The following is a 17,679-nucleotide window of genomic DNA, read 5'->3' as shown; positions in this document are numbered from 1 at the left end:
TTTGATGCACCAGCAATAGCGGTGATATCGCTATTGCCATCTAAGGTAGAATTGAAGGTAATGCCGTTACCAGTTAAGATGGGGTTATTGGCAATAATAACAGCATCGTTATAGGTTTGTGCTCCCGTAGTCGTGACATTACCATTGAGTTGAGTTGTACCTCCGGTATTAGTGGTGACACTGGCAGAATTTACAGCATTAAAAGTAGTTATACCTGTACTATTGGCAGTGATGTTTCCTAATGGGGTACTACTGCCTACTGCACCACCGAAGGTGATGTTTCCCGTGCCAGCATTAGCGGTGAGGTTATTATTGCCATCTATGGGGCCGTTCAATAAAATATTGGCATTGGTATTGAGGGTGACATTATTAGTAACTAAAGTATTGCCATTAATGGTGATATTTTGATTCAACGTGCTGATGTCAGCATTTAGATTAGTTGTATTGGAAGAGAGTGTAATTGCAGCGTTATTATTTCCCGTAATGGGACTGTTGAGAGTAATTGTACCGGGTGAAGTTTGCAGGGTGGTAGGAGGATTTAAGGTGATAGGATCGTTAACTGAAATGTCACCACCATTATTAGTTTGAATGGTGACAGAAGCTAAGCTGGGTTGCAATAATCCTATTTGTGTCGGTGTTAAATTTAAGCGACTACCGGTAACGGGAGTGCTCCCGATGTCAATAGGTAAACCTGCGGTGAATGGTTGTATTGTTAAATTGCCTGTTCCAGATACATTATTTGTCCAAGTAATGGTGTCACCTGTGAGGATAACATTGTTGGTGATTGTCGTTGGGCCAGTTAAAAAGATGCCGTCGGTTCCAGTTGTTGTAATATTTCCTGAAAATTGGGTATTGCCATTTGAATTTAAGCTAACAAGGTTTACAGACTGATTAAAGTTGACATTTCCTGTGGCATTGATGCTGAGTCCTCCAAGAGGGATAATGCTGCCGATCGCGCCTCCAAATGTGACGTTACCTGCACCTGCATTTACTGCTAAAAATTCAACATTTGCTGTAGTGGCATCAAGGGTACTATTAAAGGTAATATTGCCGCCGCTAGCAGTTCCCGATGTTGTTAAATTAGTAGTGGGTTGAGTGAGGATAGCGGGAGATTGGAAGGTAATATTTCCACCGCTACCAGTGGCGGATGAACTCCCAACATCCGAGCTAAGAATAGTATTTGCTGTGCCGGAGTTAAAGGTGATATTACCTCCTGTGCCTGCACCTAGTGAACTAGAACCTATATAACCAGTATTAATGTTTCCAGCAGTAGTAGAAACCGCGATCGCGCCTCCATTTCCTAAAGAAGAACCAGCATCAAGAAATCCAGCAACGGTGTCGATCGTGCCTGTTCCTCCAGTTACAGAGAGGGTAATATTTCCTGCATTTCCTGCACCTGATGAACGAGTATCTAGAGAGCTAGTAGTAATGTTACCACCAGCAGTTGAAATGGCGATCGCGCCGCCATTTCCTAATGTAGAATTAGCGAGTATATCACCAGTAGCATCAATAGAACCCGTTCCTCCCGTAACAGAAATAGTTACATTTCCTGCGGTTCCTGTATCTGTTGCGAAAGATTGCATATAGCCAGTGGTAATGTTACCACCAGTAGTAGAAAGCGCGATCGCGCCTCCATTTGCTGAATTAGAATTGGATTGCAGAACTCCAGCATTGGTATCGATATAACCATTTCCTCCGCTAACAGAGACGGTTATGTTTCCTCCCGTACCTGCACCTAATGGAGAGGAAGCCAAAAGATTAGTAGTAATAATGTTTCCACCAGTAGTGGAAAGCGCGATCGCGCCTCCATTTGCTGAAATGGAAGTGGAATCCAGATTATTAGTAGTGTTAATAAAACCTGTTCCTCCAGTTACAGAAAGAGTGATATTTCCTCCCGTACCTGTACCTCCTGAATAAGAACCCAGAAAGTCAGTGGTAATGTTTCCGCCAGCAGTCGAGAGTGCGATCGCGCCCCCATCTCCGAAAGTGGAATTGGCAAAAAGGTTTCCAGCAGTAGTATCGATCGCACCTGTTCCTCCAGTTACAGAGAGGGTGATATTACCTCCCGCAGCTACACCTGTTGAGAAGGAAGAGAGATTACCTGTAGTAATATCACCACCACCAGTAGTTGAAATCGCGATCGCACCCCCACCTCCCGTGAAATTTGTATTAATATTTCCTGTACTTGTATTAATATTTCCAATAGAACTTGTTAGCGTTACCGAACCACCACCAGTTGTACTAATTAAACTACCAGAATCCAAACTGATAGCATCTGCTGGCAAAACACTAACACTGCCGCTGAGATTGATATTACCTTGTGCCGAACTCACAGTAGAGGCATTTGAAATAGCAATTCCTATGCCTAGAGTAAAATCACCCGCACCATTAAGGGTGATATTTCCTTGTGCAGAATCTAAGTTAGAGTTAGAAATCTCAATTCCATAACCCAACTCCCCGCGCCCAGTTAGATTAATATTCCTATTTCCTACAGTAATTGCACTGTTATTAATCCTTATTCCACTTGTCCACGCAGGAGTTCCATTGCCAATACCTAAAAAATTGCCGCCGTTAGTATTAATCGTTGCGCCATTGATATTGAGAGAACCATCAGTTGAGTTGTCGGCATCAGCGATGAGGCTAACACTTCCTCCATTAGTAGTAATATTATTATTGACAAATATCTCATTATTTGCCTGGGCAGTCAGTCCTACTCCCGGAGTTATGATGCCAACAGGAGCATTGAAAGTAATATTACCAGTTGCTTGTAACGTAACATTAGTAGCAGCAAAATTAATTAGAGCAACATCAATTGTATTAGGTGCATTATCTGGGTCAGCAAATTGATCGACTTGAGTGAGAGCGTTAAATGAACCTGGTACAGTTATAATTGTGATATCAGTGGGATCTAGTAATAATAATCCGGCAGTGCCATTGGGAGCTAAAGTATTAACATTGCCTTGAAAATCTAAGAAATTATAACCCGATACTTCGACAAATCCACCATTGCCAGAAAAACTACCCCCACGAGCGCTAATTTTGCCATAAAAACGAGTAATATCATCGGCCCAAACAATTACCCTACCGCCATTGCCATTACTTACTCCATCTACATTAATTGTCGAATTATTACTTATAAAGGTGCGGCTAGCATTAGGTACGAGTCCCTTACCTTGATAGTCTCCACCAATTAATACAGTGCCACCACCATAAATACCAGAAGCGTTAATATTTCCACCTATTACACCTACTCTATCTCCGAAAATATTGACGGTTCCCCCTATGATTCCAGAGGTGTTAATATTCCCAGATGCAATCGCCGTTCCTGCTTCTCCGGGGATAATACTATTATTACCTGTTAATACTACTTGACCTAGACTATTTACCGTTAAACCCGCTGCACTTTCTAAGCCTTTACCTGTTAATAACTGTGGTAAAGATAGGACTGGTTCTGTCCAAGTATTCGGCAGTAATCCGGCATGATTGAGCGGCTGAACTTCTAAACTTAGCAAGTGTCCGACTTGGCTAATTCTGACTAAGTTTTGACCGGAAACAGCATTGATTAAAATATTGCCACTGGGAGCCGTAATTTGTCCAGTATTGACAATATTACCACCGATTAAAGTTAAATTAGAGCCTGTAGTTACAGCTAAATTCCCAGCATTGATGATTGTTCCTGGTTGTAAAGTATTAAAGGCAAAAGTGTTAGGGGTTCCGACTAAATTTGCCCAGTTATTATTGCCAATAGCATTAAACCAGTTGTTATTCCCAAAGCCAATACCTGTGGCAGTGGTAGCAGTGAAAGATGCGGGGATATTAAGACTGGCATTCGGCCCAAAAACAATCCCGGCAGGATTCATTAAGAACAGGTTAGAATTGCCGCCTGTGACTTGAATTAAGCCGTTAATAATGGAAGCGTCGCCGCCTGTAACTCTGCCTAAAATATTGCGGATATTAGGATTAGTTAAAAAGTTGGCAATTTGACCTTCTGAGAGTCCAAATTGAGTAAAACTATGGAAGAGATTGGCTTTGTCGCCGCTGAGGGAACCCCCTTGAATGTCGATGCGATTTCCTTCGGGAGTAACGATAGTACCCGTACCATCGGGTGCGGGTGTAATAACTTGAGTTTGGGATTTTGCGGGGAAGGTAAATGTACTTAGAAGGCTTAATGTTACCAATAACCTCAGTAAAGTAACTCTATCAGCTTTCATGGTTTAAATCCTGATTGATATGAGATGAAAGGCGAACGCTACAATTTAAAAAATTAGTTGACGAGTTTGGTTTTTATAGCAGGAGGCAGGTGGCAGGTGGAAAATGCAATAAGAGGAAGGGTTCGGGGGATTCATAATTTCCTAACCCTTGTGGCAGTTGCTATATATCAATACTCATCATCATATGTCTAGCATAGATAGGACTTATGCAGGAAAACTCTAATATTTTTGGGTAAGCACAAAAAGCTAAAGACAGGAAGAAAGAAGGGGATGTTCCTTCTACCAAGGATTTCCTATGAGAGTGAAACCACTCCAGTAATAAGGATGAATAAAATCTCTTTTATCTTGCTGAGTTAAAGCAGGCGGTAAAGAATATGTACCCGTAGCTGTGAATAACTTCCCATTTTCTACCCGCACGTTACCTTTAAGCATAGCGATCTGAGCAAATCTCAGAGCATCTGCCTTAATTGCGGCTTTTCCTAACTCATGATAAAATTCTGTCATTAATCCTAATGTACCGCGATCGTCAACGTACCAGAGACTAGCTAAAGCAGATTTCGTCCCCGATTGTACTGCTAAACCAGCAAAACCTAATTCAGCTTCGCGATCGCCTAAAGCAGTTTTGCAAGCACTCAACACCAATAAATCTACAGAGGGGTTATCCCAGTTCAAATTTCTGACGCGATTGAGGGGTAATTTGGAGTCCCAAAGCTGAATATAAGAATTACCCGGTTTTCCAGGGAGAAATTCAGCGTGGGTGGCGAGGTGAATAATGCGATAATCTTGGCGCGATCGCTGCCAAGTCAGATTTTCCAGAGTAAAGGTAGAATTGAGAAAAGATTTACCCTGCCATTCCGATGCGATCGCAGACAATTCTACCGGTACCGCAGGTAAAGGACTTTTATCAGTAAATTCGGACGCTCCCATTGCCAACACGGAAGCGTTACTGACAGAGGCGTAACGGGTATTAGTTAAACTAAAACTGGGAATTAAACTGAAACTATATTTTTCAATCAGGAATTGATTCCCATCATGCAAAGCGGCAATTGGGATACTCCGCAAACCTGGATCTAAAGACAGCAGCAGCGTATCAATCTCTAACTTTTTCAAGTCTCCCTCTAGAGGTGATATCATCCATTGGTAAAGCTGCTGTGCTGAAACCAAATAACTATTAGTATTGCGTTGGCGGGAATTCGTGACCTCATTACGAAACTCATTCACTACTGGGAAAAGAACTTCTCTTTTAGCTGCTGGGACACTGTGGCGAATCGGTCGTCCTAAAGAGGGAACTAAAATTAATTCTAATCGATCGAGGCGCGATACTACATAAATAATCGCCGATCGCTTGCCAGTTTTCTCCTCGATCTTCCTTAAAGTTTCTTGGATGCCGGCAACTGAAATAGTTTGATCCGGGAGCTTCCCACTCACGCCAAGATATTGCTCAAATTCATTATTCCTAATTTGTTCAATTTGCCACACTGTATCATTGATATCTTCTCCCTCAAAAATTTCATCGATCGGGGAATTGTAGCCGAGAATCAGATTAGAACTGGTGTTAGATGAACTTTGCTCTTTGGGGTTTGTAGAAGGATTTTGGGCGATCGCTAATGGGGAGGGTCGATCGGAAGCGGCCCACCCATCCAAAATCTTCGGCTTGATTGTCAAATTTTGCCGTTTGGGAGCAAAATCAGGATCTGGTAAAGAATTTTCGGAACTCGCCACTGCGGAGAGTTGGCGACTAGCGGGCCAACGATCGGAAATGCTGCGATCGATCCTCAAAATTTCCTCTGTGGGAGCAAAACCAGGATCGTGTACCACTGGAATTCCTTCTCTATAGAAGGTTTCGGAGGGATTTGGGGAGGTTTCAGTGCGAGGTACTGCGACAGAGGTAATACCTGTGGCAGGCTGCGCTAACGTGCCTGTTGGTGTTAGCGTGCGATCGAGTATTCCTGTAAATTCTGGTACAGGCGGATTGGAGAAATCTGGTAAAGGTGTTAGCAAAGGTGCAAATGCTACTGATATTTGCGAGGCTTGAGGTGTAGTAGTTGGTACTAATATTGTCAGATTTGATGAACTTGGCAGTGGTGTAGCTACTGGTGTAGTAGGGGGCACTAATATTGTCAAATTTGATGAACTTGGCAGTGGTGTAGCTACTGGTGTAGTAGGTGGCACTAATATTGTCAAATTTGATGAACTTGGCAGTGGTGTAGCTACTGGTGTATCCGTTGGCACGGTTGTTACAGGTGATGGCGCGATCGCTACTGTTGGTATCTGTCCATCTAGTGCGGGTACTGGTGTGGGTGATGGTGTTACTAATGGTGCGGGTGATGGTGTTACTAATGGTACGGCATCATCAGTTTGTATCGCAATATTTCCTACACTAAAAGAACCCGGAAAAGAGCGCCCTAATTCAATGGTAGACTGTCCGCTAGTAATTACCCCAGCAGTGCCATTAATCGCAGCATTACCCACCTCAAACAGTTGAAATGGCGGCCCTCCATCTCCCCCTACATGGCGAATTGTAATATTACCGCCACCGCTACCACCTGCTGTGGAAATACTAGCATTACCAGCAGATAAAAATGGACTTGAAAAAGAGTTAGTTGCTCGGAAAAATCCCCCCGTTGATTCAACAAAGACATTACCACCAATACCGTTGATTCCGCCTTCAGCGTTAATAAATTCAACTTGAATATCGCCAATCGGATCTAGGAAAACGTTACCGCCATTTCCCACACTACCACTAGAATTAATCTGTCCTGCTGCGATCGAATTGCGAGCTATAACAGTAATATTACCGCCACTAAATCCTGATGTATTTAGATTACCCGTTGTTACTACCCCCGCAGGACTACTAACCGAGATATTTCCTCCATTTCCAGTAGTTAAGGAAGCATTCAGATTTTGTGTTGTCACATTCCCGCTACTGCTATTAAGCTGAATTAGTCCCCCATTTGAGGTAATGTTGCTCACAGTTAAGTTATTACCTGTGGCAATATCAACGCTATTAGCAGTGACATTTCCCAGTAAATTAACAGTCCCCGTACTCCTTGACTGCAAGCGTTGAGAATTAATCGTCGAACGTGCTTCTAAATTGCCAGCACTTTGAATAATAAGATTACCTAACTGTCCATTTGTCGCCGCACCGACAGCCGAATTGAAACGAATATTACCGCTACCTGCTGTTAAATTCAAGCCATAACCGTTTAAGGCTTGACTGTCTACAGTGCCGCCGAAAGTGATATTTCCTGTCGTACCTGTAGTTAAGCTTACATCTCTTGTGAGAATGAGTGCGCTGTTAAAGGTGATATCGCCGTTAGCGGTGGCGATATTGCCGGACAAGTTAGTATTAAAAGCGTTGATATCGAGGCGAGATATAGGTGTTTGATTACCGATATTTCCTTGTAGTAGGATGTTGCCAGTACCAGCATCTAAGTTTAACTGCTGATTGCCATCAATCGCACCCGCGATGCTAATATTTCCGCCTGTGCTCCTGAGTGCGATATTGCTGCCAAGATTGGTATTACCTGCGATCGCGATATTATTATTAGTTGTGAAAATATCAGAGTTGAGGTTAATTGTCGTACCGCTAAGAGCAATGGAACTGTTATCGTTACCAGTAAGAATACCATTAACTGCGATTGCGCCTAAACCGGATTGAATTGTAACTGGATCTAAGAAGGTTAGATTATTAGCAATAGTAACATTGCCACTGCTATCTGTACGCCCAATTGTAATCGAGCTAAACCAATTTTGTAAAGCATTAATTTCTGCTGTTGTCAAGTCTAAGGCACTGGTATTATTACTACCACCAATCTCAATATTTTGTCCGGGTGTGGCGGGTTGAATTACTAAGGTATTTGTACCGGATACTGGCCCAGTAAAGTCAATTTCACCTGCTGTCAAAGTCAGAGGGTTATTACCTGCTGCTAAGTTAGAACTAAAGGCAATTGTCGCAATTCCCGGCGTGAAAGTTACGGGAGCATTTAAGGTGACAGGGCCGCCAAATCTGATATCATCATTTGTAGTCGTTATGTTACCAGCTACATTCACCGCACCCAGGCCATTTTGAGTGAAAGCACCATCTAAATTTAGGTTGCTAGCAATATTGAGATTGCCTGTATTAGTAATAGTTGCAATACCATTGTTGGTAGTAGTGACATTACCATTTAGATTGATATTGCCGACAGCAGTAAGTCCGAGATTTCCTGCAACTTGCAGGTTAGAATTAAGAGCGATATTTTGTGCGTTTACCTGCAAACCAGTTAAGGGATTAACTGCACCGACAGCATTATTAAATGTTATATTTCCCGTACCAGTATTTAAGGCAACCGCTTGATTACCGTTGACAGTACCATTGAAAGTAACGGCGCTATTTTGTGAAGTGATATTGCCAGTACCTTTGGTAAAAGTGACATTGCCAAAACTAGCACCATTTGCCGCAGAGAAAGTAATGCCACCTAACTCGATATCAGCACTAAGGTTTGTGGGAGTGTCGCCATATCCTAAAGTTACATTGTTAGCAAAATTGACGGTTCCCGTTCCAGTTATGCCGGAATTCGTGTTTAATGTACTATTAAAATTAGTTGTTCCCGTTGAGGTGATGGTAATCGCAGCACCAATACCATCGCCAATAGGGTTGGTGTTACCTACAGCTAGATCGAAAGTTGTAGTCCCACTGCCAGAATTGACGGTTAAATCTCTGGAACCGTTAACGATATTGTTGAAATTAATATTACCGCCGCTGCTACTGAGGGTGACATCATTGCCTAGTAAGATGCTACTATTAAAGGTGATGGGATTGCTAGCAGTAGTGATGTTGGCATTTAGGTTTGTAGTATCGCTGTTAAAGGTAATTGCACCATTATCATTGCCAGTAATAGCATTATTAACTACGATCGTACCTATTGAGTTTTGTAGAGTGACTGGATCGTTAAAAGTGATGGGGTTAACTACAGAAGTTACACCGCTGCCATTGGTCTGAATTGTAATTGAGCTGAAGCCATTTTGTAAGGCATTAATGTCTGCTGTCGTCAAGTCTAAGGTGGTGGAGTTGGTATCTGAAATACTACCGAGAGAAATATTACCGTTGGGAATTCCTGAGAGGATTGCTAATGTATTGCTACCTGTTACTATTCCTGTAAAATCCACTTCGCCAGCGGTTAAAGAAAGGGCGTTATTGCCTGCTGTTAAAGTGGAATTAAATGCGACTGTCGCGTTGCCTGCATTCAAGGCAACATTTGCTGTTAAATCAACAGGTGCATTAAAACTAATGTTATCGTTAGTAGTAGTTAAATTACCAGAAATTGTGACTGCACCTGCACCAGTTTGACTAAAAAAGCCGTCGAGGTGTAAATTATCTAAGGCGAGAGTTAAAGGTGCTGAGTTGTTAAGTGTAAGTCCGCCGTTGTTACTGGTTGTTATATTGCCAAAATTGAAGTTAGCGCTTGTTAAGTTAATACCATTCGTACCAGTTGTATCTAAATTTCCGACAGTTGTAGTGTTGCTAGCTGTGGTTTGAATACTAGCGGCGGCAATGGCTCCCGTTTGGATGTTGGTGGCGTTATTTACTGTAAAATCTCCCAAGCGGGTATTGCTGCCAATTACACCGTTAACAGTAATATTGCCTGTACCCGCTTCTAAGGTAAGATTGCCATTGCCGTCAATATTATTGCTGAATAAGATGTCACCACCAGCTAAGGGGCCTGTGCTGACAATTGGGTTGTTACTAACTAAGACATTACCGTTAATAGTAATATCCGTGTCGGCAGTAATGATGTTATTATTTAGGTTGGTTGTAGGTGCGTCAAGTGTAACGGTTGCATCCCCTGTTCCCGTAATGGATTGATTGACAACAATATTACCTGTTTGAGTCTCGAAATTTACGGGATCTTGAAAGGTTAAGGCTAAGTTATCTACAGTTATATTACCTGTGCCATCTGGCCTACCGATGACGATGGAACTGAAACCATCTTGCAGTGCAGTTACGAAAGAGTTTCCTAATTCTACGTCACTGGAAATAGGTGAAATGCCTGTGCCAAACCAGATATTTCCACTTGCCGTGTATGGCTGAATTGATAATGTGCCGTTGCTTTGAACTGGACTGCCTGCAAAGTCAATTTCGTCGCCAATAATGGTAATATTTCCTGTATTGGGTAAGCCATTGGCATTGACGGTATCTACAGAACTTTGCAGAGCAGAAGTAAGGGTGATATCTCCAGCATTAGCGATAGTAGAACTAGAGTTAAGGATGCCAGCGTTAGTAATTACCGTTCCAGCTATTCCTGTGCTGGTAAGGGTAATGTTGCCCCCATCTCCCGCCGTTGAACTGGTGTTGAGATTGCCAGTATTAATGTTATTGTTAGCACTAAAGGTAATTGGGCCGCCACTTCCTATATTGGAACTTGTATCGATTGTTCCTGATGTAGTATTAATATTGCCATTATTGCTAGTTAGTGTAATTGGCAGTCCGGGATTAGTAATATTGCCCGTCGTAATATCGCCTGTAGTTGTAATTGCGATCGCACTCGGACTGGTAGTATCGAGAGAATTAGATATTGTCAGCGAAGCTAACGGTACATTCGCCCCAATTTGCCCGCCTAGATTAATAATACCCGTTCCCGTATTCAGGGTTAAGTTACCATTGCCGTCAACAGTTCCACCAAAATCAATATCGCCAGCGCCTATTAATCCAGTGGTAAGAGTGGAATTGCCAATGAGAGAAACATTGCCGCCAAAAGAGATGTCCTGCTCATTGGTAGTAATATTACCATTTAGGTTGATAATTGGCGCAGATAAATTAATAGAAGCATTGTCCGCCCCTGTGAACGGAGTTGTAACATTATTAACATTAATTACTCCGGTTGTTTGTAGCGTCACCGGATCTTGAAAATTAGCGTTGCCTGAGACTATAATGTTACCAGTTTGATTGGAACCGCCAATAGTAATGCTAGAGAATCCGTTTGTAAATTGGGCAATACCTTGTTTTAATCCTAAACTTGGATTGCCACCGGCAATCGTAGTGTCCAAACCTACAAGATCGATATTCAGACTGGGAGTAAGAGGTCGCACTGTCAGATTGCCAGCACCGCTAACATAATTGTTAGGATAGATATCAATTTCATCGGCTATGAGAGTGACATTACCGCTGCCTGCGGTAACATTGCCACTACCAAAAAGGCTAATCCCCAAACCACTAGCAGTACCAGTCCCCGATCCTTGTAGGGTGATATCGCCAGTTCCAGTTGATTGGATGGTGCTGTTATTGTTTGAATAAATACCGTAGTTGCTACTGCCACTTCCGGCACCATTACCGATAAAAGTAATATTTCCATCTTGCGATCGCACCTCAGAATTGTTAAAAACATAAATCCCAGCATTAGCGCCCGTCCCTGTAGCGCCATTACCCGTTAATGCCACCGTTCCTACGCCTGTGGTTTCGATTGTAGTCCCATCTAGATAGATGCCTTCGTTGATGAGTCCAGTGCCTCCGCCGTTACCAGTCAAGCTGACATTACCCCCCGCCGAGCTCACTCTCAGACCGGTAATATGTATCCCTTTATTTTGATCTGTGCCATTACCACCCGTACCGCTGAGGGTGACATTTCCTGTTGCTGTCGATTCTACAACGCTGTTGAAGCTGATATTAATGCCGTCGTTGCCAATGCCTTGGTTGCCGCCAATTCCAGTAATATTTAGATTGCCATTCTGCGATCGCACTGTACTGGCATCAATAGATATCCCTGGATTATTGCTCGTTCCAGTCGCCCCCGTCCCGTTCAGAGTAACATTCCCGTTCCCTGGGGTTGATTGCACGGTACTGGTATTAGTGATGACAATGCCCGTATTGTTGGTTCCACTCCCAGCACCATCACCCGTCAAGCTAACATTTCCCCCTGCGGATTGCACAATACTGGAGTCAATCTCTATCCCTGGATTAGTAAATGTCCCGTTTCCGCCCGTACCATTAAAAGTAATATTGCCCGTACCGGTGGATTCGATACTGCTGTTGCCTTCCACGTAAATGCCGCGATTACTATTTCCAGTACCGTTGCTTGTCCCCGTTAAATTGGCAGTTCCACTCGCTACAGTCACTCTGGAACCAAAACCATTAATGTAGATCCCGTAATTATTATTTGTTCCATCCCCACCGGTGCCGTTTAGGGTAATATTTCCAGTCCCGATAGCTTCGATTATGCCGCCGCCTTGAATTGTGATGCCGTTGTTGTTATTGTTAGCCGCATTACCTCCTACTCCAATTAGGGAAATATTTCCATTCTGTACGCTTACTCTGGAGTTGGTATCAACCACTATTCCACGATATAAAGAAAACGTTGGCCCTAAAGCGCCTCCGGTTATGCTTTTGCCATCAAGAGTAATATTACCTGTACCTGTCGTTTGCACTAGGCTATTATTAGCAATCAAAATACTGCTGGTGGGATCGTTAAATCCTCCGTTACCAGTGAGTTGAATATTGCCACCGGCGGCGTTAATTGTACTATTATTAATTCCAATCCCAGAATTGGCAAACGCGGAACCGTTGCCGATAAAATTGCCGCCTCCAGTATTAATCAGTGCATTCGTAAAAATGAGATTGGCAATGACAGTGCTGCCAGCAGCAGCGTTGAGGATGACGTTGCCTCCACTCGTGTTGATATTGGCGTTGACAGAGATGCCGTTGGTTGTAACGGCAGTGAAATTTCCGCCTCCGGTATTAATCGCGAAACTGCCGATGGCGATGGTGCCGATTGAGCTATTGTCGTAATCAGCGCGAAGATTGATATCACCTCCAATTGTCGTGAGGTTTTGAGAAATAGTAATGTTGTTGTTGGCATTCAGCGCGATCGCGCCTATCCCTGAATTGGCTATCGGCTGATTTATAGTAATGTCATTATCCGCTTGCAGTGTCAGGGAATTAGCGCTGTTCCAAGAGATGGGAGCACTTACTGTAATATCGCCTGGATTACCAAAGATAGATGCAGTGGAGATCGTGACGTTGCTTGAACCCAGTTGTGTTTGCAGCGTACCGTTGTTGATATTAGATGCAGCGGCAGAGGGTGCAAATGTACCTCCTAATGTACCGCCTGCATCCGCACCTGCGCTAATAGTAATGTCTGTGGGATCTAGCAGCAGCGTTCCTACAGTGCCAAAGGGCGATCGCAAGTCCGCAAAACCTTGATAATCTAAATAATTCTTACCACTAACTTCTGCAAAACCGCCGTTACCATAATTAATACCACCGCGTGCAGAAATATTACCAAAAAAGCGAGTAGTTTCATCAGCCCAAACTATTACTCGTCCGCCATTACCATTGAATAAAGCATCGGCATTAATAATAGAATTGTTGCTTATATATGTTCTCAAAGCATTGGGTACAGTGCCTAAACCGCGATAGTCGCCGCCAATTAAAACAGTACCGCCGCCATTATTACCCGCAGCATTAATATTTGCGCCAAAAATTCCTACTCGCTGTCCTAATATATTTACTGTTCCGCCAGTTTCGCCGGCTACATTAATATTCCCAGAAGCAATTGCATCTCCTGTTACTGCTGCAAAAGTTTCCCCAGTTAAGACAATTTGACCAAATTCATTAACGGTTAAATTTGTGGCGTTTATCTTACCTTGTCCTGTCAATAATTGGGGTAAAGATAAAACTGGCTGCGTCCAACTCTGGGGAAGTATTCCCGCATTAGCCACTGGCTGAATATCTAAACTCAATAAATGCCCTGCTTGACTAACTCTAACTATATTTTCACCAGGGACAGCAGCGATCGTAATATTACCAATGGGGGCTTGTAATGTACCTGTATTAACGACAGTGCCACCAATTAATGTTAAATTTTGACCGGGTGTCACTGCCAAATTTCCGGTATTGACAATCGAGCCAGGTTGTGAATTAGTGAAGGCGAAACTATTAGGAACTCCCACCAAAGTTTGCCAATTATTATTACCAATCGCCCCAAACCAGTTATTATTCCCAAATCCGATACCTGTAGCGGTGGTAGCGGTGAAAGATGCGGGGATATTAAGACTAGCATTTGGCCCAAAGACAATCCCAGCGGGATTCATTAAGAACAGATTAGAATTGCCGCCAGTTACTTGAATTAAGCCGTTAATAATGGAAGCGTCGCCGCCTGTAACTCTGCCTAAAATATTGCGAATATTAGGATTAGTTAAAAAGTTGGCAATTTGACCCTCTGAGAGTCCAAATTGAGTAAAACTATGGAAGAGATTAGCTTTGTCGCCGCTGAGGGAACCCCCTTGGATGTCGAAGCGGTTGCCTTGGGGGGTGACAACAGTACCCGTACCATCGGGTGCGGGTGTAATAACTTGAGTTTGAGCTTTGGTGGGGTAAGTAAATGCACTTAGAAGGCTAAATGTTACCAATAACCTCAGTAAAGTAACTCTATCAGCTTTCATGGTTTAAATCCTGATTGACTTGAGATTACGATCGCGATCGCAGCCTTGATGTTCCCCAATTTTACGAGTGAAGTCTTTGGGGGAAAAATATTTCGTTACTAGCCATCAATTATCTGCCCGAATGCTTCGCCCCTACTTCAAACTTTTGGATGTAAAGCCGAAAAGATGGATAATATGTTTGATAAGATACCTCAGAAATCGGCTTCTTGTCCAGTAGTTTGTAATGCTGCCCTCTGGGTGATGATACCTAAGTAATACGTAAGTATATAACTGTTAATTTTGTATCACTCCTACTTAAGTATTTTCTAATCAATGACATATTCCTCCAGACATTGGCAGATTAGCAAGTAGTGGATGCCGGATTCTGATAGTTTTTTAATTAGGAATTGAGTTTGATGTCCTTTGAACTAAGATTATGACAATAGAAGTTGACTATCGTTTTCCTGCGGGTGTTGATGCAGTAAAGCAAGCTAAAATAATTGCTGTAGGACAAACTGCTGGTACTTGGAATGAGCGTTTTGCTAGTAGGGAGTCGGCGCTGCGATCGCACTTAGCGGAAGTCATCAACATTCGCACTGAATCAACTGGTGAAAGCATTGCTACTGTAAGCTTTCCCGAAACTAATGTTGAAAATGACATCCCTAGTTTGCTGACGATGATTTTCGGTAAATACTCGATGGCGGGAACAGCAAAAGTAGTAGCGGTGAGGTTGCCGGCAAGTTACGGGATGCGGCCAAAATTGGGGATCGCTGGTATTCGCGATCGCCTGGGAGTTTTCGACCGGCCGCTAGTGATGGCAATTTTCAAACCCGCACTGGGTTTGACTGCCAGCGATCATGCAGAAATTTTATCAGAAGTGGCGTTCGCAGGCTTAGATATCATTAAAGATGACGAAATTCTAGGAGATTTGGCAAGCGCCCCCACTTTGGAACGTCTGCGGGCCTGTCGTGAAGTAATTGCAAGAGTAAAGCAGGAAACCGGACGCACGGTGCTTTATGCGGTGAATGTGACGGGAAATGCCACGAAAATAGTCGAACGCGCCCGAATGCTGGTAAAAGAGGGGGCGAATGCCTTGTTATTAAATGTGCTTGCTTACGGTTTTGCCGTGTTGGAGGCGATCGCATCTGACCCCGAAATTAATGTGCCAATTTTCGCGCATCCAGCTTTGGCGGGGGCTTTGTGCATTTCCCCTGACTGCGGAATGGCTTATTCTGTGGTGTTGGGGACTCTGATGGCACACGGGGGGGCGGATGCGGTGCTATATCCCGCCCATTACGGGAATTTGCCTTTTGATGCTGCACAGGAAGGAAAAATTCGGGATATTTTGCGCGATCGCGATGTGTTTCCCGTTCCTTCTGCTGGCATTCATCCGGGAATAATTCCTAACATTATCGCCGATTATGGTCAGGATGTAATTCTTAATTCTGGAACCGGAATTATGGATCATGCTGATGGGCCAGCGGCGGGAGTAAAGGCATTTTTTGACGCTTTAGATCGGGTGAAGAAAGGCGAAATTTTTAATCAACCCGGCGATTGAAATCGCGGCTACACAAACAAAGTCCGCCTACGCGGACTAATTGAAGTAGCGCAGGATTTATATTAATCCCTCTTTTGTCACTCTGGGAAAGTAAAAATCAGAGCCAAATTGTCAACTGTAGATATAGCAAGGATTTGAGCATTTATTTTCTAACAGAATGGCTAAAATCAAGATTTTTGGTAAAAGTCTTATGCTATAACCATCCCAGATTATTTTCTGCCGAAAGTGACAAAAGAGGGATAAATACTTGTCATTGCGAGCTCCGCGAAGCAATCGCAGAGACTAGGCAATTGCTTCGCGGAGCTCGCAATGACGACAGAATTATAAATTTTCCCGTCCTGCTATAAAATTGCTTTCAAGCCACGTACCAATCGCTTAATACCTGCGGTGGCTATTTCTTTTTCTAAACCGTAGGCGACGCGCAGGTAGCACCCATCATTCATCCCAAAAGCTGTACCTGGAAGGACTGCAACTTTATGCTCGCGAATTAGACGCTCTACTAACTCTATCGCACTCTGTTGAGTATGGACTTTCAGTAGGAAATAGAAGGCTCCATTTGCCGGAGGAATGGTACAGAAATCTTGCAGGTGGTTGAGTTCATTAAGCACAATTTCTCGCACTGACGCGATCGCGCCTATCTGATTTTCCCAGTAATTTCTTCCAGCTTGCAATGCTCCTAGTGCAGCATATTGGGAAATAACAGGGGGACAAATTACAATTGTATCTTGGATTTTTTTGACTGAAACAAGTAAATGTTCTGGAATTACCATATACCCGATGCGCCAACTCGCAAAACCGTAAGCTTTGGAAAGGGTAAAAAGTGAAATTGTGTGTTCGCTGCTAGCGGGAAAAGCTGCGGGAGAAAAGTGTTTTACACCGCCGTAGGTAAAATATTCATAAGCTTCATCGTTGATGTGATAAATTCCCTGTTGGCGGCAAATTTCATTAACTTCGCGTAATGCTTCTAGAGGATAAACAGCCCCAGTTGGATTGTTGGGTGAAATTGTGACAATGGCGCGAGTTTTATTCGTAATTGCTTGCGCGATCGCACTAACTTGCAGTTGATAATTTTCATCTGTTGCTACTACTATGGGATGGCAATCTGCCATCATAACCGCCATTTCATGGTTAAAATAATAAGGCGATTGAATAATAATTTCATCCCCAGGGGAAGTAATGGCGAGAATGGCATTCATAAACCCCATGTTGCTACCAGCGGTAACAACAATGCAGTTTTTACTGTTAATTTCTATGCCGTTATCTGCTTTAAGTTTCGTCTCTATTGCTTCTAGTAAAGGTGGAATTCCTTGGATGGCTTTGTATTTGTGATTTTCGGGATCGGCTAGAAATTCAGGAATGCGATCGAAAGCACTTTTTGGCGGGCCGTAATAAACAACACCTTGCCCTAATGATGTCGTTCCCGGAGATTGGCGAATTAGTTCTCCTATGACTGGAATGATTGGCGACTGTACCGCATCCATCCGAGTTGAATTAGTCTGCATATTGATTGAT

Annotated in this window: 4 protein-coding genes; 1 reads left to right on the top strand and 3 read right to left on the bottom strand. The window is 43.2% G+C overall.

Going from position 1 to position 17,679, the window contains the following annotated elements:
• Both OSCI_RS02415 and OSCI_RS02410 read right to left on the bottom strand, forming a co-directional pair.
• Nucleotides 1–4,211 (bottom strand): beta strand repeat-containing protein (locus tag OSCI_RS02415; RefSeq protein WP_157135539.1); only part of this gene is annotated, 4,211 nt, incomplete at its 3' end.
• A gap of 279 nt (nt 4,212–4,490) precedes the next feature.
• Nucleotides 4,491–14,630 (bottom strand): CHAT domain-containing protein, encoded by a 10,140-nt coding sequence (locus OSCI_RS02410; protein WP_007353260.1) that lies wholly within the window; start codon nt 14,628–14,630, stop codon nt 4,491–4,493.
• Nucleotides 14,631–15,045: 415 nt separating this feature from the next.
• Between OSCI_RS02410 and OSCI_RS02405 the strand changes: the two genes are divergently transcribed.
• Nucleotides 15,046–16,167 carry a RuBisCO large subunit C-terminal-like domain-containing protein gene (locus OSCI_RS02405; protein WP_007353259.1) on the top strand — a complete coding sequence of 374 codons (1,122 nt, stop codon included), beginning with the start codon at nt 15,046–15,048 and terminating at the stop codon, nt 16,165–16,167.
• Nucleotides 16,168–16,508: 341 nt separating this feature from the next.
• Here the strand turns inward: OSCI_RS02405 and OSCI_RS02400 are convergent, their stop codons facing one another.
• Nucleotides 16,509–17,669 (bottom strand): pyridoxal phosphate-dependent aminotransferase, encoded by a 1,161-nt coding sequence (locus OSCI_RS02400; protein WP_007353258.1) that lies wholly within the window; start codon nt 17,667–17,669, stop codon nt 16,509–16,511.
• Nucleotides 17,670–17,679 lie beyond the last annotated feature (10 nt).

It is taken from the genome of Kamptonema sp. PCC 6506, from assembly GCF_000180455.1.
GTDB classification, from domain to species: domain Bacteria; phylum Cyanobacteriota; class Cyanobacteriia; order Cyanobacteriales; family Microcoleaceae; genus Kamptonema; species Kamptonema formosum.
The sequence above is the reverse complement of the archived record's forward strand: the minus strand, read 5'-3'. Positions and strand labels throughout refer to the sequence as shown.